At 39.9% G+C, this 20895-nt stretch carries 19 protein-coding genes and 2 pseudogenes; 4 read left to right on the top strand and 17 right to left on the bottom strand.

Annotated features, from left to right (window positions below):
• Nucleotides 1-20 precede the first annotated feature (20 nt).
• The 9 genes and pseudogenes from HT671_RS00655 to glmU all read right to left on the bottom strand — a co-directional run.
• Nucleotides 21-218: pseudogene (locus HT671_RS00655) on the bottom strand (hypothetical protein); the annotation flags it as partial.
• A 1720-nt stretch (nt 219-1938) separates the two neighbouring features.
• On the bottom strand, nt 1939-2229 hold the full coding sequence (locus HT671_RS00650) for a YSIRK-type signal peptide-containing protein (protein WP_007284790.1): 291 nt from the start codon (nt 2227-2229) through the stop codon (nt 1939-1941).
• Nucleotides 2230-2656: 427 nt separating this feature from the next.
• A complete protein-coding gene (locus HT671_RS00645; protein ID WP_166731887.1) occupies nt 2657-4420 on the bottom strand; it encodes a glycerophosphodiester phosphodiesterase in 1764 nt (587 codons plus the stop codon).
• Between the two features lie 8 nt (nt 4421-4428).
• A complete protein-coding gene (locus HT671_RS00640) occupies nt 4429-5019 on the bottom strand; it encodes a 3'-5' exonuclease (RefSeq protein WP_000440243.1) in 591 nt (196 codons plus the stop codon).
• Nucleotides 5020-5286: 267 nt separating this feature from the next.
• Entirely contained in the window at nt 5287-5778 is a 492-nt protein-coding gene (rocS, locus tag HT671_RS00630; RefSeq protein ID WP_000021242.1) for a chromosome segregation protein RocS, read from the bottom strand.
• Nucleotides 5779-5854: 76 nt separating this feature from the next.
• Nucleotides 5855-6547, bottom strand: a complete 693-nt coding sequence (locus HT671_RS00625) for a 5'-methylthioadenosine/adenosylhomocysteine nucleosidase (protein WP_000689793.1) — start codon at nt 6545-6547, stop codon at nt 5855-5857.
• Nucleotides 6548-6563: 16 nt separating this feature from the next.
• Nucleotides 6564-6878 (bottom strand): cell wall synthase accessory phosphoprotein MacP, encoded by a 315-nt coding sequence (macP, locus tag HT671_RS00620; protein WP_000517867.1) that lies wholly within the window; start codon nt 6876-6878, stop codon nt 6564-6566.
• 11 nt (nt 6879-6889) lie between these two features.
• On the bottom strand, nt 6890-7435 hold the full coding sequence (locus HT671_RS00615; protein WP_000393816.1) for an NUDIX hydrolase: 546 nt from the start codon (nt 7433-7435) through the stop codon (nt 6890-6892).
• 9 nt (nt 7436-7444) lie between these two features.
• The gene (glmU, locus tag HT671_RS00610) at nt 7445-8824 is read right to left on the bottom strand and encodes a bifunctional UDP-N-acetylglucosamine diphosphorylase/glucosamine-1-phosphate N-acetyltransferase GlmU (RefSeq protein ID WP_000064397.1); all 1380 of its coding nucleotides are present in this window, start codon (nt 8822-8824) and stop codon (nt 7445-7447) included.
• 143 nt (nt 8825-8967) lie between these two features.
• Between glmU and HT671_RS00605 the strand changes: the two genes are divergently transcribed.
• From HT671_RS00605 to HT671_RS00590, 4 genes are all read left to right on the top strand, one after another.
• A complete protein-coding gene (locus HT671_RS00605; RefSeq protein WP_023941523.1) occupies nt 8968-9768 on the top strand; it encodes a glycoside hydrolase family 25 protein in 801 nt (266 codons plus the stop codon).
• A 94-nt stretch (nt 9769-9862) separates the two neighbouring features.
• Nucleotides 9863-10705: a DUF368 domain-containing protein gene (locus tag HT671_RS00600; RefSeq protein ID WP_023938142.1), complete on the top strand. Its 843-nt coding sequence runs from the start codon at nt 9863-9865 to the stop codon at nt 10703-10705.
• Nucleotides 10705-11187 (top strand): aminoacyl-tRNA deacylase, encoded by a 483-nt coding sequence (locus HT671_RS00595; protein ID WP_023938144.1) that lies wholly within the window; start codon nt 10705-10707, stop codon nt 11185-11187. Before HT671_RS00600 ends, HT671_RS00595 begins: the two co-directional genes overlap by 1 nt.
• Complete coding sequence (locus HT671_RS00590) at nt 11187-11807, top strand: histidine phosphatase family protein (protein ID WP_023932732.1); 621 nt, start codon at nt 11187-11189, stop codon at nt 11805-11807. The genes HT671_RS00595 and HT671_RS00590 overlap by 1 nt, the downstream gene beginning before the upstream one ends.
• 348 nt (nt 11808-12155) lie before the next feature.
• Here HT671_RS00590 and HT671_RS00585 read toward each other — a convergent pair.
• The 8 genes and pseudogenes from HT671_RS00585 to rnr form a co-directional block, all read right to left on the bottom strand.
• A pseudogene (locus HT671_RS00585) lies at nt 12156-12251 on the bottom strand (IS630 family transposase); the annotation flags it as partial.
• 306 nt (nt 12252-12557) lie between these two features.
• Nucleotides 12558-13499, bottom strand: coding sequence for a peptidylprolyl isomerase PrsA (gene prsA, locus HT671_RS00580; protein ID WP_000727950.1), 942 nt, complete (start codon nt 13497-13499; stop codon nt 12558-12560).
• A gap of 66 nt (nt 13500-13565) precedes the next feature.
• Nucleotides 13566-14279, bottom strand: coding sequence for an O-methyltransferase (locus HT671_RS00575; protein WP_007285038.1), 714 nt, complete (start codon nt 14277-14279; stop codon nt 13566-13568).
• 1 nt (nt 14280) lies between these two features.
• The gene (gene pepF / locus HT671_RS00570) at nt 14281-16083 is read right to left on the bottom strand and encodes an oligoendopeptidase F (protein ID WP_166735329.1); all 1803 of its coding nucleotides are present in this window, start codon (nt 16081-16083) and stop codon (nt 14281-14283) included.
• Nucleotides 16084-16101: 18 nt separating this feature from the next.
• On the bottom strand, nt 16102-17055 hold the full coding sequence (locus tag HT671_RS00565; protein ID WP_138703425.1) for a competence protein CoiA family protein: 954 nt from the start codon (nt 17053-17055) through the stop codon (nt 16102-16104).
• A gap of 72 nt (nt 17056-17127) precedes the next feature.
• Nucleotides 17128-17892, bottom strand: coding sequence for an SAM-dependent methyltransferase TehB (tehB, locus tag HT671_RS00560; protein WP_007285037.1), 765 nt, complete (start codon nt 17890-17892; stop codon nt 17128-17130).
• A 110-nt stretch (nt 17893-18002) separates the two neighbouring features.
• On the bottom strand, nt 18003-18470 hold the full coding sequence (smpB, locus tag HT671_RS00555) for an SsrA-binding protein SmpB (RefSeq protein WP_001051744.1): 468 nt from the start codon (nt 18468-18470) through the stop codon (nt 18003-18005).
• Nucleotides 18433-20787, bottom strand: a complete 2355-nt coding sequence (gene rnr / locus HT671_RS00550) for a ribonuclease R (protein ID WP_138703426.1) — start codon at nt 20785-20787, stop codon at nt 18433-18435. Before rnr ends, smpB begins: the two co-directional genes overlap by 38 nt.
• Nucleotides 20788-20895: the final 108 nt, after the last annotated feature.

Below are 20895 nucleotides of genomic sequence, written 5' to 3'. Positions count from 1 at the left end.
ACTGCAGTACGTAGACCTTGCTCTGTCAAGGCACTATCTTCCAGAGCTTTTTGAGCATCTAGGAGGACCGCCTTGGCTGCATCGATTTTCGGATTAGATACTGTTGCCAAAGCTTTCAAGCGTTGGTCTAACTCTTGAGTCAAGGCACGAAGTTCAGACTTGTCAACTTGCTCTTGAGCTGGAGCTTGCGTGCTCGTTGAGCTAACTGAAGGACTTGCTGCCGCTCTAGGTGCTTGAGTCGGAGCTGGAGCAGGACTTGCAGGTTGACCCGAAGCAGTTGGTTGAGACGGTTGTGGAGCTGGCTCAGATGGAGCTGTTGGAGTCTCAGTAGCTCCTTGGTCTGGCTGAGTAGGAGTAGATGGTTGCGATGTTACGTTATACGAATCGGGAATTGGATAATATCGTTTTGATGGCAAGCTGACTGGTGTTGAAGAAGCACTAACTTCACTATTACCATGTTTAGCTGTCGCACTTACTTGAGTTCCTGCACTAGCCGCATTATGGGAAATTGTAACAACACCACTTACTCCATCAATGCTGACACCTGATTTTGTTGGTGTTAGGCTCCAGCTTGACCCTGATTTCGTAGCTACAACTTTGTCGCTTCCAATGCTAATTTCTACATGGTCTGCATTCGCACTTGGTGTTACCGTTACATTGGCATTCGCTTCGCTAGAGGCAACTGTTGGTTTTTCAGGTGTTGCTTCTTTAGCTACTGGTGCTGTCGCTCTTCTTTCATCACTAAACCAGGAACCACGTTCTCGTGGATTACCATCGTTTACGTTATTATTTACTTCGATAACAGTGAGTGCTCTAAATTTATCTGTTCCTATCTTATTAACTCCAGACTTATAATCAGACTGGGTAATAGTAATTTGGCGTGCAGAACCATCCCCATCATTATTAGGAGATATATCTTTAGAGGCAAGTATATTATAACCTTCCGGATAAGCTAATCCATCCGTACTCCCTCCATAATTAGAAATATCCGAACCTCCGGTTACCAAATATACTTTCATCTTTGCGCCATTAGGTAATTTAGGAACATAAGGAATTGTCACATCAATATTAGGTTTTTCATTAGCTTTACCTGCTAAGCTCGGGACACTTGCATCTGTACTATCATTTGGTGTATTAATAGTCGGCTTCTGAAAAGGGAGATAGTATCCAAATTGTGTCGTCTGACTACCGCTTGAAGTAGTTACTGTTACATTCAATAAATACTGACCCCTGCGCGGAGTAATTCCGTCGAAAGTCAAAGATGCTTCACTCCCATTGACAGAAGATTCGACCTTTAACCCCATGTTTTCATGACCAGTTACAGATATGCTAGTAATTTTCTCATGATTTGATTTAGCACTAATTTTCAAAATATTACCAAATACTCTATCTCCACCTGGTACTACTAGTATATTAGAAACTTCTATTTGTTTACGTACTGCATTCCATCTCCCAATTGTTAATCCTGCTATATTCCGTCTTTTTCTTACATGAACTCCTCTTTCCTCAGAATTTTCCTCACTATCATTTTTTGACATCATCACTTGATTACCATCTAGTAACTTGTGAGCTTTTTCGACAAGTTCTCCAGAAATCTTTCCGTCGTCTGAAAGTCCTAACTTTTCGTTGATAGTATCTGCTAAGTTTTTAAAAGCTGCTGCCGACTCAGGATTGGATTCTTTCAATCTTTTAGATGCATCTATCAATTTATCATATAACTGATCCCCATCTTCTTCTTGAGATTGATCTATCTTATCTTCTCTATTAGCTTCTTCTTTGATAATTGAGGATTTTTCTTCCAACTCTGGTTGTACTTCTTTTTTATCTTTTTCTACCTCGGACACAGTAGATAATTCACCAGATACAGGTTTAACTACACCATCAACTTTTTCATCACCTTTATTCTCTACTGTTGACTTAGCTTTTCCTTCACTATCTTTAGATGAAGTTCCTGGCTCTTTTTTTCTCTGTCTCTTGAGTGTTTGGTTTAGCTCCTTCTTGTTCTACGTTAAGATTTTGATTGCTTGTATCTGATGGCGGTAAGACAGATGGATTCCCAGTGTTGCCATTTCCATCCTGACTGACCACTTCTGTATTTACTTCCGCCGCCTGGACTTCTGTCGCTGGATTAGCTATAAAAAAGACAGACCCTAGCAAGACTGAGACTGCTCCAATTGAAAACTTGCGTATAGAAAAGCGTTGACGCTCATTCATTTTAAACTGTTTCATAGTTTTTCCTTTCTTTCTACCCTGTCTTTGCTCCTCTAGCCATGTTCATGCAGGCATCAACTCGCAATAAAAACAGGAAAACATGACCTTTTTTCATCTTAAACAAATGACAAAAAGGCCCATTGTCTACTAATACTTCATTATATCAACTTAGTTCCCTTCCTTCAACCTCACTTTGTTTTAGAAAATCGATGATTATATATATATATATTTCTTATTTTAAAGGATTTAGAGGCTCCTTATTTGTAAATTTAGTATATTTTTCGTTATTTTCAGAAATTTTAAATTTATATGACATTCAAAAGAAGCTGTTCGTCTTGCTATCTATCACCAGCAAGAACTATCCTAGACTCAGCAAATAAAAAAACAGGCTCTCCGAAAAATACTTACCTATCACGGAAGGAATAGTTGTTCCTCTTTTTTATTACTAAAATTCAAAGAATTCCAGAGCTTTTTTCAAGAGCAAATCCGTATATTCTGGATCTTCTTGGGCTACTTCTATTTCCCACTGAACTTTTTCCAAATCATCTGTAATCACTCCATCTACTCCTAAGTGAAGCGATTTATTGATAGCTTCTGAATCATTGACAGTCCAGACATAAAGTTTCTGATCCGTTGTCCATAGTTTGCTTACAAAATATTCATCCAAGGTCGAGTACTCCATAGTATATCCTGTCGCCCTTGTTTTAGGAAAGACAGAATTGTAGGGTATGATAAAATAAACTGGCAGTTCGGCATCATACTGTCTTACTTTTTCGACAACATGGTAGTCTAAAGACTGGATTTGATGTCCATAAATCTTGAGCTTTGCAGCATAACGGGCTAAAAAACGGTCCATCATGTCTGGACTATCTTTTTTACTTGTTTTAATTTCAATTAGTAATTTTTGACCAAGCTCGTTGGCTCGACTGAGATAATCTTCAAAGCTTGAAATTTTAGTCTGGTAGCCATTTTCAAAAATATCAATCCCTTTAAGCTCCTCCAAGTTTAAGTCTTGAGGACTTTTATTGATACCTGCTAGATTTTTCAAGTTAGCATCATGCATCATGACAAACTGCCCATCTTTTGTTTCCTGCACGTCCGTCTCCACCAAGTCTGGTTTGAGTTGTGCTGTAGTTTCCAAGGATTCTACTGTATTTTGAATCCCATTTGCATTGGAAACCCCTCGGTGAGAAATAAGCTGAGGTAGATGAACCATGGGAGCCTCCAGATAAATATAACCTTCTAAGGCAAAGAAAAGACTGGCACAAGTCATGACTCCCCATCGCATGATGTGATCTTTTTCTCTCCGAGGAAGCATATCCAGCTCCTTTCCTGTCAAAAATGAAACAAATTTAACCAAAAAATAAGTCAGAGCCATATAATAGAGATTTTTAATCACGACAAAATTCAAAATACCAAGAATCAGAGACTCTCTCTGAGTGATATCATCTACCAAAGTTTGAGCCAATAATAAAGGAATCAAAGGAAGATAAAATAATAAATGTGCTTTGAGCAAGATGTAAAATAAATTCCAAGCATAAAAAGTAACTCTCTTCTTGGTTTTCTCCAAGCTAAACATCACTGCTTCTCGAACAGTCAGCTGATCATATACAATCTTCGGAAGGGCAAACATCAATCTGACAGAGACATAGAGAAAGATAAGAGATAGAAGTAGGATGCTCAGCCACCACATCCAATATTTATCTTCTAAATAAGCTTGGATAAACTCTGGAATGACGATTTTATTAAGATAATAAATCTTCAGCATTTTCCGTATAAAAGGAAAAAGCATAGCTATATAGAAAAAGATAAACAAGGCTTTAGCGCAAGTTAGCTTTTTCATAAATCCAAAACTTTCATGGAAAACCTTGCGGATATACTCAATTAGCCTTCGCTTTTCATTATAGAGGAGATGACGAGCACCAATAAAGAGGAGTCCTATTTGAAAATAAGCAACCAGAAGGTTAATTACAATCAAGGCTAAAAAAGCTAGACTAATCAATGGAGAATGAGTAAGGATGGCTAAGACATTGTTATAGGAAATAAAAAGATAACCTGTCTGATCTAATAAGAAGCTAGCCAACCATGAATTGAATGGTACCCACAAATACTCCACTATCATAAAAATCAAGAAAAAGAGAAAGAGGATTTTATCAAGATTGAGGTAAATCTGTTTAAGACCCAATTTTTTAGGTTTTTCAGGTTTCATAGGCACTCCTAGTCAAATAATTGAGACAAGTCCAAGCCACCAAAAGGATTGTTTGATAAGCTACTTTCTGTCTCTAACAATTCCCTAGCTTGATCCGACTCTAAGAAGGATTCGTAAACACGCGCCGTCATCCGAGCATCCTCTAAACTATTATGAGACTGACCTTGAAATCCAAGAAATGAGGCAACAGTTTGCAATTTGAGATTGGCAATACCATGTAAATCTGAACTCCGACGTTCAAAAGCTTCATCATACAAATCCACCTTGTACTGTTGGCTATAGTCTAAACCATGCTCTGCTAAAATAGGTAAATCACTTTTAGCAGCATTGTAGCCTATCATCAGCAAAGCACCCACAAACTCTTGGAATTCTTGTATGACTTCCTCCACTGGAGGGGCATCTTTTAATGTCTCAGCTGTAATCCCAGTCAAACCATTGATAAAACTCTTTAGAGGCACACTAGTATGGACATAGGAATCATAGGCATCGATTTCCTGACCATCTCTAAAACGCACTGCCGATACTTGAATCAAGTGTGTTTGTCCTTCGTGCTGATTAAATTCTAAGTCAAAAGCAATGTAATCTTCTAATCGTTCCATTTTCTACCTCTCCTATACTGTTATTTTATACTCTTCGAAAATCTCTTCAAACCGCGTCAGCTTCGCCTTGCCGTAGATATAGTTACTGACTTCGTCAGTTTTATCCGCAACCTCAAAAACATGTTTTGAGCTGACTTCNNAGCAGCCTGCGGCTAGCTTCCTAGTTTGCTCTTTGATTTTCATTGAGTATTACTTGAGCAACTATACTATTTAGATTAGAAATAAAAGAAGCCATCAGGTTAGCATGTAACCTAAACAGCTCCATGATTATCCTCCAAATAAACGAGCAAAAAATCCTTTCTTAGTGGATTGGACTTCTTCTTTTGCTTGGTCCAGCTCTAGCTTAAGATTTTCTTGATCCTTCATGGCTTGAAGGGTCAATTGTTGCTGCTGATCGAGTTGTTTGTCTTTCTCAGCAATCTGACGGTCTTTGATACGCATCTGCTCGTCTTTTTCTGATAACTGACGATCCTTGGCTTTTAATTGTTCATAGAGACGAAGAATTTCTGCATTCTTCTCATCAACCAGAATCTCCATCAGTTCACGTTGCTTGACATCTTCACTGACAGGCTCATCTTCAAAAATCGTTTTTTTATAGATTTCTTCTAGCTTAATCAAGCCACTTCTGGTAACAACTGTTACCCCTTTGTCATTTTTATCTGTGTCTTCTTCTGGTAATTCTTTGACACGGTTATTGATTGCTTGGCGAGATAATCCTAAGACCTCTGCAATCTCACTGACGGTCATTTCAATACTCATAATATCCTCTGAAACGTTTTCTAGCTTTTCTTTACTTAAATCTTATCATAAGCTAGAAAAACTGTCAAATTTCCGCTTAATCTAAAGCCTTCAAAAAGGCTAACAAGACTTGGGCAGAGCGACGTCCAGCTTCGATAATAAACTCATCAAAAGAGATGTTTGCTTCATTGTTGGCATTGTCACTCATAGCTCGAATGACTAAAACTGGGAGATTAAGGGCATGCGCTGCCTGAGCAATAGCTGCTCCTTCCATCTCAACTGCTAAAACTTCTGGGAAATGGGACTTAATCGCTTCTATCTTATCATTTCCTGCAACAAAACTATCTCCTGTAGCAATCAAACCAAGATGCCAGTTCTGGTCCAATTGAGATAAACTCTCTTGGATTTTGGCAACAAAGGTTTTATCTGATTCGAAATAAAGCGGTTGTTGCGCCATTTGTCCATAAGCATAGCCAAAAGCTGTGACATCCACATCATGATAGGCTAATTTGTCAGCAATCACGACATCCCCAACAGCGATACCTTCTGCTACTGCCCCAGCTGATCCCGTGTTAATCAAAGCATCCACTTGAAAATGATCAGCCAAAATCGCCACACTCATAGCAGACATGACCTTACCAATTCCACTCTCTACAAGAACGACTTCATGAGAAGCAATGGTGCCTTTATGATAGGTATTTCCTAAGACAACTTGCTCTTGGGCATTTTCTAAATGCTGGACCAAATAAGCTAGTTCTTCTGGCATAGCTGCAATAATTCCTATTTTCATTTCAATTCCTTTTCTATTACAAAAGTTTCATTGCTAAGACAAGCAAAATCAAGAGAAAGATGACTGCAAATAAAATCTTATTCAACTTAGAATTGAAGACATTTCTCTTGGTATTTTCAATGCGACGACTTTTATGAATAGATGGTTCAACCTGAATCTTCAAGGTTTCCTGACTAAAGCCATGTCCCTTAGGATTGGCATAACCAAAACGGGAAGAAGAGGTTGGTAAAATCTTAGTCTCCTCATTATCATCTAGCAAAGGAGGACCTGAAATTTTTTCGCCTCTATTAGCTCTTTCAATCATTTCATCCGTTAATAAAGGTTTACCCATACTGACCTCCTCTATTTTTTGTGCAATTCCCAATATTGTACAGCCATAATTGTCTTGGCATCACAGATATGACCTGATTGGATCAATTCCTTGGCTTCTTCTAAGCTCACTTCAAGGACTTCCAAGGTCTCATCCTCATCCTGCGGACGCGGATTTTCCACTTTTGTCAAATCACTGGCTAGGTATAGTTTTAACTTTTCATTACAAAAGCCAATGGCTGAGTAAAAATCATATAAGAGTTCTAATTTCCCTGTATAGGCTGTTTCTTCCTCTAATTCACGAAGAGCAGCTGCTACAGGGTCTGTATTTTCTCCTACTTCTAATTTTCCGGCTGGAATTTCGTAAGAGACAGCCTCGATGGCCTTGCGGTACTGCTTGACCAAGATAAGTTTTTGTTCATCTGTTACAGCTAAAACGCAGACAGCTCCATTGTGGAAAATCAAATCCCGTTGGGCAGTTCCCTTGCCTTCTGGTAATTCAACCTGATCTTGGACCAGTTTAAATATTGGTCCTTGATAGATTTCTTTTCGGCTAAGCGTTTTTTCTTCAAATTCCATGATAGGCTCCTACTGATTATTAGGATGATGAGGAAGACGTGTTGCATATTCGTCTTTGTTGACCTGATGTCCGCGACCAATAGCAATCGCATCTGCTGGCACGTCTTTGGTAATAGTTGAACCAGCACCAACGAGGGAATTGTCTCCAAGTTCTACTGGCGCAATAATGGTTGAATTTGATCCAACAAAGACATTGTTGCCAATGACTGTCTTGTATTTGTTTTTACCATCATAGTTGACTGTAATGGTTCCTGCACCGAAATTAACCTTGCTTCCCACTTCACAGTTTCCGATATAAGTCAAATGACCAGCCTTAGTATTCTCACCGATTGAAGAACCTTTCACCTCAACAAAGTTACCAATATGAACTTGGGCACCCAGACTTGAACCTGGACGAATGTGGGCATAAGGACCGACTGTCACACCGTCTGCAACACTACTTTCCTCAATCATAGAATTGGTAATAATCGCTCTTGCTCCGATAGTGCTATTCACTACATAAGTACCATTTGTCAAAACAGTCTCAGCACCAATTTTCGTTTGCCCCTTCAAGGTAACATTGGCTTCGATTTGAACTTCAGGCGCAATCTCAACATCAATATCAATATAAGTTGCCTCTGGATTGACAAAGCTAACACCGTTGACCATGTGTTTATGATTGATACGACGACGCATGACTGACTCAGCAGTCGCAAGAGCCACACGGTCATTTACACCAAGACTTTCATCAAAATCTTTCAAAGTATAAGCACCAACTTTTTCACCGGCTTCACGGAAAATGCCAATGACATCTGTGATATAGTATTCTCCTTGAGCATTGTTGGTATTGATATTTTTCAAAGCCTCAAACAAACGTTCGTTGTCAAAAACGTATGTTCCAGTGTTGATTTCCTTGATTTGTTTTTCAAAATCTGTGGCATCCTTTTGCTCAACAATACGAAGAACCTCAGCATTGTCATTACGAACAATTCGTCCATAGCCAAAAGGATTATCCGTTTCAGCAGTCAAGATAGTGGCCACATTTTTATGATTGATGTGGAAATCAATCAAGTTTTTCAAACTTTCACCAGTGATTAAAGGAGTATCTCCTGCAATGACCAAGGTGTGACCGGACAAACCTTCTAAGATTGGCTCTGTCATCATAACTGCATGGCCTGTCCCTAACTGTTCAGATTGAGTCACAAATTCTGTCTGTCCAGCCAAGACCTCCTCAACCAATTCTGCCTTGTGTCCGACAACTGTTACTGTCTTTTCAGGTTGGATAGCTCCCACACTACGGAAAACATGTTCCAGCATAGAAATACCCGCAACCTTGTGCAACACTTTTGGCAAATCAGATTTCATGCGAGTCCCTTTACCCGCTGCTAAAATAATGGCAAAATTTGACATAATCTTCTCTTTTCTGTAGAAATTCCCTTTTATTATACCATATTTCAAATCATTCCGCGCCCTTGAATGAAAAAATGCTCCAAAGTCCTTTCCTTAACCCATTTTTTTTGATTTTTTTCATTTTTAAGGTAAAATTATGAGATATGAGAAAACAAATTCATCCACTTATTTTATTTGGTTTTTTTGGGATTATGATGTTCATTTTAATCATCAATCGCCCACTTAATGACAACCAATCGTTTAAAACAAAATCCAATATAGCACAGATTGAAGCACAGGCTTTGAAACACTTAGACAAACCGATTATTGACCTCTCTGGCTGGCAGCGTCCTGAGGAAATCAACTACGATGCCCTCTCACAAAATATTTCAGGCGCTATTGTTCGTGTTCACAGTGGTGCTCAAACGACAAAAGAAAATGATGCTTCCTTTATCAATGGAATAGATAAGGCCTATAAGAGTCATATCACTGAACTTCAAAAGCGGAATGTCCCAGTTGCTGTCTACGCTTATGTCGCTGGAAAAAGTGTCCAAGAAATGGAAAAGGCTGCCGAAGTTTTCTACAATGCTGCCTCTCCTTACAGCCCTAGTTACTATTGGCTAGACGTAGAAGATAAAACCATGTCCAATATGAACGAGGGTGTTGAAGCCTTTCGAGCAAAACTAGCATCACTAGGTGCTAAAAACATCGGAATCTACGTTGGTGTCTACTTCATGGAAGAACATAGTATTGATACAGGCAAGTTTACCTCTGTTTGGATTCCGTCCTACGGCTCAGACTCAGGATTTTTGGAGAGCAGTCCTAAAACTGATTTAGATTATGATATTCACCAATACACATCTAAAGGGAAAATTGCCGGCTTTGACCACAATTTGGATATCAACGTCATCTCTCCCTTAAAAAATAAAGAAGAAACCTTTCGAAAACTCTTTTTAAAACCTTAAAAGCATTTGTTTAGCATTTGCTTTTTCTTTTTGTGTTTGATTGTGATACAATATAGTAAGGATTTTTTGAAATAGAAATAGTTGGAGGAACTATATGCTCTCATGGTTAGCGCGCCTTATTAAAGGGATTGTGATTGCTCTTGGATTTATTCTACCGGGAATTTCCGGAGGGGTTCTAGCAGCAATCTTAGGCATTTACGAACGAATGATTGGCTTTCTGGCCCATCCTTTTAAAGACTTTAAAGAAAATGTTTTGTACTTTATTCCAGTTGCCATCGGTATGCTTCTGGGAATCGGCTTATTTTCCTACCCAATTGAATACCTGCTTGAAAATTATCAGGTCTTTGTCTTATGGAGCTTTGCGGGTGCCATCATTGGTACAGTTCCTAGCCTCCTCAAGGAATCAACTCGAGAATCTGATCGAGACAAGATTGATTTAGCTTGGTTCTGGACAACCTTTATCATTTCTGGACTAGGACTCTATGCCTTAAATTTTGTCGTTGGAACCTTAAGCGCCAGCTTTCTTAACTTCGTCCTAGCAGGCGCACTATTGGCCCTTGGCGTCTTGGTTCCTGGCCTCAGCCCATCAAATTTACTTTTGATTTTGGGACTCTATGCTCCTATGTTGACTGGTTTTAAAACTTTTGATCTCTTGGGAACCTTCTTTCCGATTGGAATTGGTGCAGGTGCAACTCTCATCGTTTTTTCAAAATTGATGGATTATGCCTTAAACAACTACCACTCACGCGTCTATCATTTCATCATCGGTATCGTCCTATCAAGTACCCTTTTGATCTTAATTCCAAATGCAGGAAACGCTGAAAGTATCCAATACACTGGCCTTTCTCTTGTTGGGTATGTCATCATCGCCTTCTTCTTTGCGCTGGGAATCTGGCTTGGTATTTGGATGAGCCAATTGGAGGATAAGTATAAATAATGGCAAAAAAAGTAAAAATCAAAAAAACATTGGTGGAACAAATCCTGTCGAAAGCAGGCATCCCACATCAGGGGATTCAAATCAATGCCCTGGAAGGAGAGCTGCCTCAAGGTTATGAACGAGATCAGATTTTCAAAACCTTGGCTCTTTTAGGAGACAAGACAGGACCGATTATTGGAATTGTCCCTATCACTCAACACCTGTCGGAAAAGAAACTAGCCAAAATTTCTGGCAATAAAAAAGTGAACATGATTCCACAAAAGGACTTGGAAAAAACAACAGGTTATATTCATGGAGCCAATAATCCTGTTGGTATTCGTCAAAAACATAATTACCCCATTTTTATCGATAAAATCGCTCTCGACTTGAATCAAATGATTGTTTCTGCTGGGGAAGTTGGTCATAGCATTATCGTCGCGCCACAAGACTTGGCTAGCTTTGTAAAGGCTGACTTTGTAGATATTTTGGAGGACAGCAAGTAATGAAACTCTACTTTGTCCGCCACGGTCGTACGGTCTGGAACCAAGAAGGTCGTTTTCAAGGTGCTAGCGGTGATTCTCCTCTTCTTCCTGAATCCATTGAAACCCTAAAACGACTTGGCCAATATCTCAAGGAAATTCCTTTTGATCAGATTTATTCAAGTGATTTACCTCGAGCTGTCAAATCTGCCGAGATTATCCAAAGTCAACTCAAGACACCCTGTCCTTTAGAAAGTGTTCCGAATCTCCGTGAATGGCAGCTAGGTAAATTAGAAGGTTTGAAAATTGCAACCTTGGAAGCTATTTACCCGCAACAAATCCAGGCTTTCCGTACTAATCTTGCTCAATTTGACACTCAAATGTTTGGAGCCGAATCCCTCTATAGCACCACGCAACGGACAATCCAATTTATCAAATCATTAAAAGATAGTCCAGCTGAGCGTATTCTGATTGTCGGGCATGGCGCTAATCTTACTGCCAGTATTCGTACTCTTCTAGGTTATAAAGAACCACTTCTTCGTAAAGATGGCGGTCTAGCAAATGCCAGCCTGACCATTCTAGAAACCCATGATTTTGAAACATTCACTCTTGATACTTGGAATGATACTTCTTATCAATCATAATTATAGCCTAGTCTTCTGGAGATATAGTCAGTTGAAACAAAAATAAGACAAAAGAGACTCGTAAAAAGGTATTGCAACTTGCCAATACCTTTTTGATATGAACACATGTCTTCTCAACAGAATTGTAGAGCAAAATGAAATATGAACTGAATAAATTGATTTGAGAATTTAAATCAATTTATAAGAATGTTTTAGAAGCAGTGATGTACTAGTTCAGATTCACTTTTCTATACTAATACTCTTCGAAAATCTCTTCAAACCGCGTCAACGTCGCCTTGCCGTATATATNNTTTGAGCAACCTGCGGCTAGTTTCCTAGTTTGCTCTTTGATTTTCATTGAGTATAAGATGAGTAGGGAGGAAGAGGTAAAAGTTTATGCCCAAACTCTTCACATAAGAACTCTAGCTTACCCATTCTATGGAATCTTGCATTATCCATTAAAACTTCTAACTCATACTCTTCTAAAATCTATTCAAACCACGTCAGCTTCACATTATATATGTTGGTGACCTCATAAGACTTATCTGCAACCTCAAAGCTGTTCTTTGAGCAGCCTACAGCTAGCTTCCTAGTTTAATCTTTGCTTTTCACTGAGTATTAAGTTAAAAAATGGGGCTAGTCAAAAAGTCTTTAAAATCAAAAAACGCATAATATCAGGTATTGAAAACCTTGTACTATGCGTTTTATTGTGGGAAGATTTACTTCATTTTTTCCTGAAGTCGAGTTTTTTCCCTGACTTATTGATTTGGACTATTCGTTTGATGTACTACTGCTTGAGCTTGAATCTCCACCACCGATATATTGGGTAAAGATATTTTGGAAGGCTTGGTCCTTAACCTTGATATTGACTGCTTGCAATTCTTTTCCGATAATGCTTTGAACAAATGTTGAATCATTTTGTTTTTGAGTCAAGATAACAGTTTTTAATTTTTCTTTGTAGTCATCAATATTAGATGATTTTTCTGTTTTCTTAATGAGTTTTACAATGTAATATTGGCTACTGTAGGCTTGTGTGCCAGTTGCTGTAATCACATCAGAAACGCCGTTTACATCTAAAGCGAAAGCGGCTTTCTTGACTTGCTCAGGTACTTCCGTTGAAGCAGAATCAAAGGTAATTTCTCCACCATTTTCTTTTGTTTTTTCATCAGTTGAGTTATCTTTGGCTAATTGAGCAAAATCAGCACCTTCTGCCTTGGCTTTTTCGAGAACTTCTTTGGCCTTGTCTTCATTGTCCAAACGGATGATTTGAGCCGTTACATCTGGAGTGTATTCGTCAAAGGCCTTCTTGTAAGCATCATCTGTCAATTCAGCTTCTGCTGCCTTCTTAACTGCCAACTCAACTAATTTACTTGTACGAATTTGAGCTTTACGTGTTTCAAGAGTCATACCTGCTTGTGACAAGACACGTTGGTAGTTTTCACCATATTGTTTTTCTTCTTCGGCAATAGTATCATCAACCTCTTTATCATCAAGCTCTGAGCCATATTGTTTTTCAAAAACTTTTTGGATGGTCATATTTAACAAGACTTGTTGGGCTGAAGGGTTGCTTTTCACTTGCTCATAAAATTGATGTTCTGTGATGACATCCCCTTTCATGCTGATAAGGTCTGCCCCTTCTGAACCTTTCGAACAAGCTGCTAAAGTTGCTACTGATAATAGTGTAATGGCACCTGCCAATAGTTTTTTCTTCATGTCTACTCCTTTGAGATAAGTGTTACTCTATCTATTTTACTATATTTTCTTAAATTTTTCTGAAAATCATTCGCTGTCAGGCAATTGAACATCTGCTACATTTTTACGAAGCATGAGAATGCCGTCCCCCAGAGGTACTAATGTTGCGGTGAGTCCTGGATTGTCTAAGGTTGCATCAAATAGTCTTTGAAGTCCTCGATAAATGGTTCGCTGGCCACGACGAACTTCCATAATGTCCTTGGCAACATCACCACCTTGAAAAATATCATCCAAGACAACCACACCTCCAACTTCCAAATGTTTGAGGATTTCTGGCAGAAAGACGATGTATTTAGACTTGGCAGAATCCATAAAGACGAAATCATAAGACTCTGTCAGTGTAGATAAGACGTCTACCGCATCTCCCTCTAGGAGAGTGATTTGCTTGCGACTGTCAAACTGGGCAAAATTTTCCTTGGCAAAACCAATCATTTCTGGATTACGGTCAATGGTTGTAATCTTAGCATTTGGCGCATGCTCTGCCATCAAGAGAGCTGAAAAACCGATAGCCGTCCCAATTTCCAGAATGTTTTTAGGTTGCATGGTTTCCATGAGAAACCTGAAATAAACAACCGTTTCATGGGGAATAATGGGAATATTTTCCTTGCGGGCAAAGTCTTCCAATTCTTTCAAGGAACCTGTGACTTGCTTTTGACGCTGACGCATCAAGTCTACAATTTCTTCCTTGACGACAGGGCGACGCATGTTATGGTTGGCATTTTTACTATACGATTCAACCATCTTACGCCAATCCCAATTTTTCAACAAGGGCTTCAAACTCATTCAAACGACGTTCAAAGACTGCAAAGGCATCGTTGAGATAGTCTTCCTTCTCCATATCAACGCCAGCTTTTCTCATGACATTAAGTGGATAGTCAGATTTACCTGCCTTGAGGTAGTCGATATAGCGGTCACGGTCTTCTTGACTACCATGGACAATTTTTTCAGCCAAGGCTGAGGCCGCCGCAAAGCCTGTTGAATATTGGTATACATAGTAGTTATAGTAGAAGTGTGGAATCCGAGCCCACTCGTATTGGATTTCCGGATTGTCTTCCTTACTCAAACCATAATACTCTTGGTTCAAGTCAGCATAGAGTTTATTTAAGAAATCGCTTGTCAAGACTTCACCATTTTGATCCGCTTGGTGAATCGCGTGTTCAAACTCAGCAAATTGAGTTTGGCGGAAAACTGTCCCACGGAAACCGTCTAGGAAGTTATTGAGAATAGCAAAGCGCGTTGCATCGTCTTCCACTTCTTCCAATAATTTCTCCGTCAAGATATTTTCATTGGTCGTTGAGGCAATCTCAGCCAAGAAGATCGAATAATCTCCGTAAACATAAGGTTGCGTTTCACGAGTATAGCTTGAATGCATACTGTGACCTGTTTCATGAACAAGAGTAAAGAGATTGTCCAGATTGTCCTGCCAGTTAAGAAGCATAAAGGCATTGGTATCGTAAGAACCACCAGAGTAAGCCCCTGAACGCTTGCCTTGATTTTCGTAAACATCAATCCAACGCTCACTGAAGGCACGTTTAACACGGCTCAAGTAATCCTCACCCAAGACTGCCAAGGCATCTTCTGCCTTTTTCAAGGCTTCTTGGTAGGTAAAACTGTATTCAACAGATGAAAGTGGTGTGTAGACATCGTACATCTTGAGGTCTGAAATCCCCAAGATTTTTGAACGAAGCTCAAGGTAACGATGCAAGAGTGGCAAATGCTTGCGAACTGCTGCTACCAAATTGTCATAAACACTCTCTGGAACAAAATTGGCTGCTAGGGCTGCATGACGAGCGCTCTTGTAGTTGCGAACTTTGGCACGATAGTTTTGCACCTTAACATTGGTTTGCAAGGTTTTGGCATAGGTATGTTGGAATTGTTCATAAGTCGCATAAAGAGCTTGATAGGCACCACGACGCACCTCACGATTTTTAGACTCCATCAAACGTGTGTAAGTCCCATGAGATAGCTGAACTTCCTTACCATCATCGTCGAGGACATAAGGGAACACAATATCCGCATTGTCCAAGATAGCGAAGGTTTCACTTGCCGAACCAAAGATTTCTCCAGCTCCAGCCAATAATTCTTCTTCACGTTGTGAAAGAACGTGATCCTTGCCTTGCAAAAGCTTATCAAAATAGTGTTTATAAACCTGCAATTTTGGTTGAGCTTCTAAAAAGTCAGCATACTGCTCTTCACTGATTTCCATAAATTCAGGTTCATAGAATGAAAAGGCTTGATCTAGCTGACTGTAGAGAGTCATGGCCTTGGCATAGTACTCTTGGTACTTGGCTTCACGTGTGTCCTGGTCATTTTTCATATGAGCATAAACGTAAAGCTTCTCCGTCTGGCGTTCCATTTCAAGAGAAAATTCAGTAATTTCCAGTAGGCTATCCGCACTATCCAAGAGATGACCTTCATACTGGGCTACTGTCTCCAATTTTTCTGTTAAATCTTTTAAGGCTTCTTCCCAAGCCTGGTCAGTTGGGTAAATCGTTGATAGATCCCATGTATCTTTTTTATTTATTTCATGTCTTTGTAATACCATTAGATTCCTCCATCCTTTCTATTCTACCATATTTTTTAAGAAATATTGCTGATAAAAGGCTGGTGGATAGAGCTTTTGCCAATCATTTTGAGGATTTTCTTGGTAATAGGTTTGAAAATACTGATAATAGCTGGTCAAATCTTGCTCAAGTTGGCAAAACTCACCTACTAGTGGTCGAATTTGTGGATACCATTCTTTTAGCCCATAAGTCAGGATATTCTCTCCCTTTTGATAGGCTTCTGCTTGTTCTTTCATCCAAAAGGGATTTTGATAAAACAGTTGTTGCCGGATATAACGACAGATGTTCTTATCCTGAGAAACACTAAAACTAGATATTTTTTGTTTCTTATAGGGAAAACGTAATATCTCCAGTAGACTATCTTGTCCATAGGGAAATTCCTTGATTTGATAATAGAGTCTGCCTCGGAGATCCTGGTGGATGAGATATTTAAGCCTTAAAACCTGTTTTTCCTTGTCTACTTCCCAAACATAAAATCCCATGTTTTGACTGAAGTATAGAAAACCTTCTTGCAGACGAGTCAAACGCTCCTTGAGCCAAAGTTTTTCTCCTAGCAACCACAGTACTTGGTAACCCTGACTACGATAGCCCTCACTACGCTCCTTAAGAATTTTTTGAGGCAAGAGACTACACTGAACTTCTAAAGCTAGATTGCCATTTACAAATACATCTGCAATCTGTTTAAGCTCTGGAAGCGGGTATTCTAATTGCACCTCAGCCTCTGTTTTCAACCAGTGATAGAGGACTTCCTTATTTGCCAGGTGTTCTGGACTTTCATTTTCAGAGGAAAAATCACAGTCTTTTAAGGATTTATGGGCAAAATGGGTCCGTACACTTGGTCCTTGACGCAAACGAAGCTGACCTCCACAAGCTGGGCAGGTGTATGCTTGCTTCTCAAGCTTATCCTCTAACACATTTACCAATTTTCCCCTAGCATCTCTCGCAACAAACATGATTTCCCTCCTTTTCTATATTATTCGTAAAAAAGAAAAAAGATCAGGAAAATTCCTAATCTTCATTCATTTTTATTTGATTTTCTTGGCTAGCATGGTCGCAAAGCGTAGTTGAATACGATTGCCATTTTCATCGCGACGGTGCAAATGGCCTGGATTTTCATTGTACTTAACCAATTCCCAATCCTTGTAATAGTCTGCCAATTCCCCTTCTTTAAAGGTGAATGGGAAGTTCACTGAGCAAGGATAATCCTCCGTGTCCATAGCACAAACGATAAGATTATAGCCACCAACACTGGTTTTATCCTGCATATTTTGAATAATAGCTGGAATGCAGTCTGCTTGTAGAAACATGAGAACAACAGTTGATACGATAAAATCATATTCTTGCCCAATGCTAGCTGAATTGATATCGTAAAGACCAACAGTCATGTCCAGATCTTCTTGCTCCACAATACTTTGCAAGATTTCAAGGGTCAGGTCATTTTGATCTACAGCCGTCACATCAAAACCTTGCTGGGCTAGAAAAAGAGAATTGCGCCCCTGACCACAACCCAAATCCAAAGCTTTCCCTGGTTTTACTGTCTGCATGGCCTCTAGAACCTCTGAATGAAAAGGATTGGTATTGTATTTCTTAGGGAAATAATCCTCAGGTTTACAATAAAATTCCAAGTACCATTCCACATCATCTGTGGCAGCTTCCACTCGGTGCCAGACTTGTGGTTGTGCCATGGGATTATCTGCCCCTGCTTCAAAGAGGTGTTCAGCTAGAACTTCCCCTTCTTCTGTCAATTCAATAAACTTGAGAGCTCCCTTCAAGACAGTAATTTTCCCCAAGTCCCAACTTTTGTATTGTGCTTTTGCTGAACAGCTTCAGGCATGGTTTCTTTAGTCTACAAAGGCATGCGTTTATAGGCAACTAATTTTTCCATTTTCAATTCCTCTTTTTATCGCTGATTAACAGCTTTCATCACGCGCGCGATGTCGCGGTTTTGCTCACGACGTTTGATAGACTCTCTCTTATCGTAGTCATGCTTCCCTTTAGCTAAACCTAAAAGAAGCTTGGCATAACCGTCTTTGATATAGACTTTAAGAGGAACCAGGGTCATTCCTGTCCCTTTAGTCTCTTGTTCCAACTTTTGGATTTGCTTTTTATGGAGCAGGAGTTTACGACGACGTTCTGGTTCTTGGTTCCAGATATTGCCCTCTTCGTAAGGAGCGATATGGACATTGCTCAACCAGACCTCTCCATTTTTTACTTGGGCAAAGCCATCCTTGAGATTGATTCGAGCAGCTCGTACACTCTTGATTTCAGTTCCAGTCAGAACCATCCCTGCCTCTAGCGTATCTATGATTGTATAGTCGTGGCGCGCCTTTTTATTTTGTGCGACGACCTTTCCCTCGCCCTTTGCCATGCTTGGCTCCTTTCTTAGCTACTTCCTTGTAAAAAGGTTTCTTTCCTTTTTTCTTCTTGTCTTTTTGTGAATGCTTGCGCTTATCATTTGAGCGTCCTGATTTTCTCTTATCTTCCTTCTTATCTGAACGACGATTTGAACCACGCCCTCTGTCACTACGATTAGACTGTTTTAAGCCTTTTTCAATCACATCAAACTCACTTGGGATGTAAGAGAAGTCAATTTCACCCGTCATCTTGTCGGCTCTTTCAACTCGGATACGGATTTGCTGACCTACACGGAAAGTTGTTCCTGATTTCTCCCCACGAAGAGTCAAATCACGCTCATTGAAATGATAAAATTCAGGTAGATTTGTGATGTGAATCAAGCCTTCAACTGTGTTTGGCAATTCAACAAAGAGACCAAACTTGACAATGCTGGACACAACCGCATCGTACTCTTCGCCCACGTATTCTTCCATATACTCAGCCTTTTTCATGGCTTCGACTTCACGCTCAGCCTCAATGGCACGACGCTCACGGTTGGAAGACTGGGTCGCAATCTCTGGAATCACTTGTTCAAAATGCTCTGCTATTTCCTTAGAACGCCCATAATCCCGAATCATGCGATGAACAAGAAGGTCTGGATAACGACGAATCGGACTAGTAAAGTGAGTGTAGTAATCTGCTGCTAATCCATAGTGGCCGTGATTATGCTCCGAATAACGAGCCTGCTGCATGGAGCGAAGAAGCATCATGGACAATACATCTGCATAAGGTTCCCCCTCAACTGCTCGCATAATATCTTGAAGTGCCTCTTGACTCATTTCACTAGCAGTCCCATAGATTCGAATACCGAAACTCGAAGCATAATCAATAAACTTCTGAACCTTTTCAGCCTTAGGCTCCTCGTGAATTCGATAGATAAAAGGTAGGTCCAGCTTGCTGAAATGCTCGGCAACTGTTTCATTGGCCATCAACATAAAAGACTCAATCATCCGCTCGGCAATGCCACGCTGCCGAAGAACGATATCAACAGGCTTACCTTGTTTATCCACTAAAATCTTCGCTTCATTGGTATCAAAATTGAGAGCTCCACGTTTCACACGCATGTTTTCTAAAGTTTCATGAAGCTTGGCCATAAGTTCGATACTTGGTACAATTTTATGATATTCTTGTCGCTTTTCCTCATCGCCAGCTAGGATATCATTGACATCACTGTAGGTCATACGGAAGCTAGTCTTGATAACCGTTTGTGTAATGGTATAGTTGACCACACGACCATGTTTATCAATTTCCATAATGGCAGACTGGGTCAGGCGGTCAACTTGGGGATTGAGGGAGCAAATTCCATTAGACAGTCGTTCTGGAAGCATTGGGACCACACGGTCTGTCACATAGACTGAAGTCGCGCGGTTAAGGGCTTCCTTGTCCAGGGCAGAATCCTCGGTCACATAGTAGGAAACATCCGCAATGTGAACTCCAAGTTCCAGATTGCCATTTTTCATAGGCTTGATATGCACCGCATCGTCCAAGTCCTTGGCGTCAGCACCATCGATGGTAAAGATAATCTCATCTCTTAGATCCAGACGACCTTCCGTATCCTTTTTAGACGGAGCATCAGGCACACTTTCTGCTTCCTTGACAACAGCTTCTGGAAACTCGGATACAATGTCCATTGATTCCAAGACCTCAAGAACATCAATTCCGACATCTGTTGAGTGTCCCACCACATCGAGAACACTCGCGACAAAGAAATCATGTTTCTTGCTTGGGTATTTATCGATAAAGACCTTGAGAACTTCTGTTCCCTCCAGTTTAAGGGCTGGTTTCTTAACATAGATGGGTTGGCTGATTTTCTGATTTTTCGAACGGATGTAGCCAGCATACTTAGGCTTTTCCTGATCTAGAACGATTTGTCCGACAACTGTTGTCAGGCTGTGTTCTAAGATATCAATAATTTTGGCTTCTGCTGCTGTTCCCTTATTGCGGTCAGCGACTTTCTTGATCACGACCTCAACGGTATCACCATCAATAGCATAGTTGACATCGTTTTTTCCTACAAAAAGGTCGTCCTCCTCGCCTTCCAGACTAACAAAGCCAAAGCCATTTTTATGGGCATGAAAAATCCCCTTGAGGGTAATCTCATGTTTTTTCTTGACTTCCAAGGTCAGACTGCCATCTTCTTCAAAGCGTATCTGGTGCTTTCTTTCCATTAGGGACAAGGTTTTAATCAACTCACGAAAATCCTTGGAACCGTCTTTTTCCAAAGCCTGAGCCAAGTCATTGACAGTTACCTTTCCCTTATCTTGTAAATATTCTTTTATTCTATCTTTCATATTTTCTTTCTAGATTTTTTAATTTTCTTTTACTGTAAAACCTTCTCAAACATCCTTTCATACTCAATAAAAATCAAAGAGCAAACTAAAAAGCTAGCCGCAGGTTGC

Origin of the sequence: Streptococcus sp. 2741 (assembly GCF_013276315.1) — a bacterium.
GTDB classification, from domain to species: domain Bacteria; phylum Bacillota; class Bacilli; order Lactobacillales; family Streptococcaceae; genus Streptococcus; species Streptococcus pseudopneumoniae.
The sequence above is the reverse complement of the archived record's forward strand: the minus strand, read 5'-3'. Positions and strand labels throughout refer to the sequence as shown.

Excerpts from the sequence above, each read along its gene's own strand:
- HT671_RS00650 (WP_007284790.1), bottom strand. The coding sequence starts at position 2,229 with ATGAAACAGTTTAAAATGAATGAGCGTCAACGCTTTTCTATACGCAAG.
- HT671_RS00645 (WP_166731887.1), bottom strand. The coding sequence starts at position 4,420 with ATGAAACCTGAAAAACCTAAAAAATTGGGTCTTAAACAGATTTACCTC.
- HT671_RS00640 (WP_000440243.1), bottom strand. The coding sequence starts at position 5,019 with ATGGAACGATTAGAAGATTACATTGCTTTTGACTTAGAATTTAATCAG.
- rocS (WP_000021242.1), bottom strand. The coding sequence starts at position 5,778 with ATGAGTATTGAAATGACCGTCAGTGAGATTGCAGAGGTCTTAGGATTA.
- HT671_RS00625 (WP_000689793.1), bottom strand. The coding sequence starts at position 6,547 with ATGAAAATAGGAATTATTGCAGCTATGCCAGAAGAACTAGCTTATTTG.
- macP (WP_000517867.1), bottom strand. The coding sequence starts at position 6,878 with ATGGGTAAACCTTTATTAACGGATGAAATGATTGAAAGAGCTAATAGA.
- HT671_RS00615 (WP_000393816.1), bottom strand. The coding sequence starts at position 7,435 with ATGGAATTTGAAGAAAAAACGCTTAGCCGAAAAGAAATCTATCAAGGA.
- glmU (WP_000064397.1), bottom strand. The coding sequence starts at position 8,824 with ATGTCAAATTTTGCCATTATTTTAGCAGCGGGTAAAGGGACTCGCATG.
- HT671_RS00605 (WP_023941523.1), top strand. The coding sequence starts at position 8,968 with ATGAGAAAACAAATTCATCCACTTATTTTATTTGGTTTTTTTGGGATT.
- HT671_RS00600 (WP_023938142.1), top strand. The coding sequence starts at position 9,863 with ATGCTCTCATGGTTAGCGCGCCTTATTAAAGGGATTGTGATTGCTCTT.
- HT671_RS00595 (WP_023938144.1), top strand. The coding sequence starts at position 10,705 with ATGGCAAAAAAAGTAAAAATCAAAAAAACATTGGTGGAACAAATCCTG.
- HT671_RS00590 (WP_023932732.1), top strand. The coding sequence starts at position 11,187 with ATGAAACTCTACTTTGTCCGCCACGGTCGTACGGTCTGGAACCAAGAA.
- prsA (WP_000727950.1), bottom strand. The coding sequence starts at position 13,499 with ATGAAGAAAAAACTATTGGCAGGTGCCATTACACTATTATCAGTAGCA.
- HT671_RS00575 (WP_007285038.1), bottom strand. The coding sequence starts at position 14,279 with ATGGTTGAATCGTATAGTAAAAATGCCAACCATAACATGCGTCGCCCT.
- pepF (WP_166735329.1), bottom strand. The coding sequence starts at position 16,083 with ATGGTATTACAAAGACATGAAATAAATAAAAAAGATACATGGGATCTA.
- HT671_RS00565 (WP_138703425.1), bottom strand. The coding sequence starts at position 17,055 with ATGTTTGTTGCGAGAGATGCTAGGGGAAAATTGGTAAATGTGTTAGAG.
- smpB (WP_001051744.1), bottom strand. The coding sequence starts at position 18,470 with ATGGCAAAGGGCGAGGGAAAGGTCGTCGCACAAAATAAAAAGGCGCGC.
- rnr (WP_138703426.1), bottom strand. The coding sequence starts at position 20,787 with ATGAAAGATAGAATAAAAGAATATTTACAAGATAAGGGAAAGGTAACT.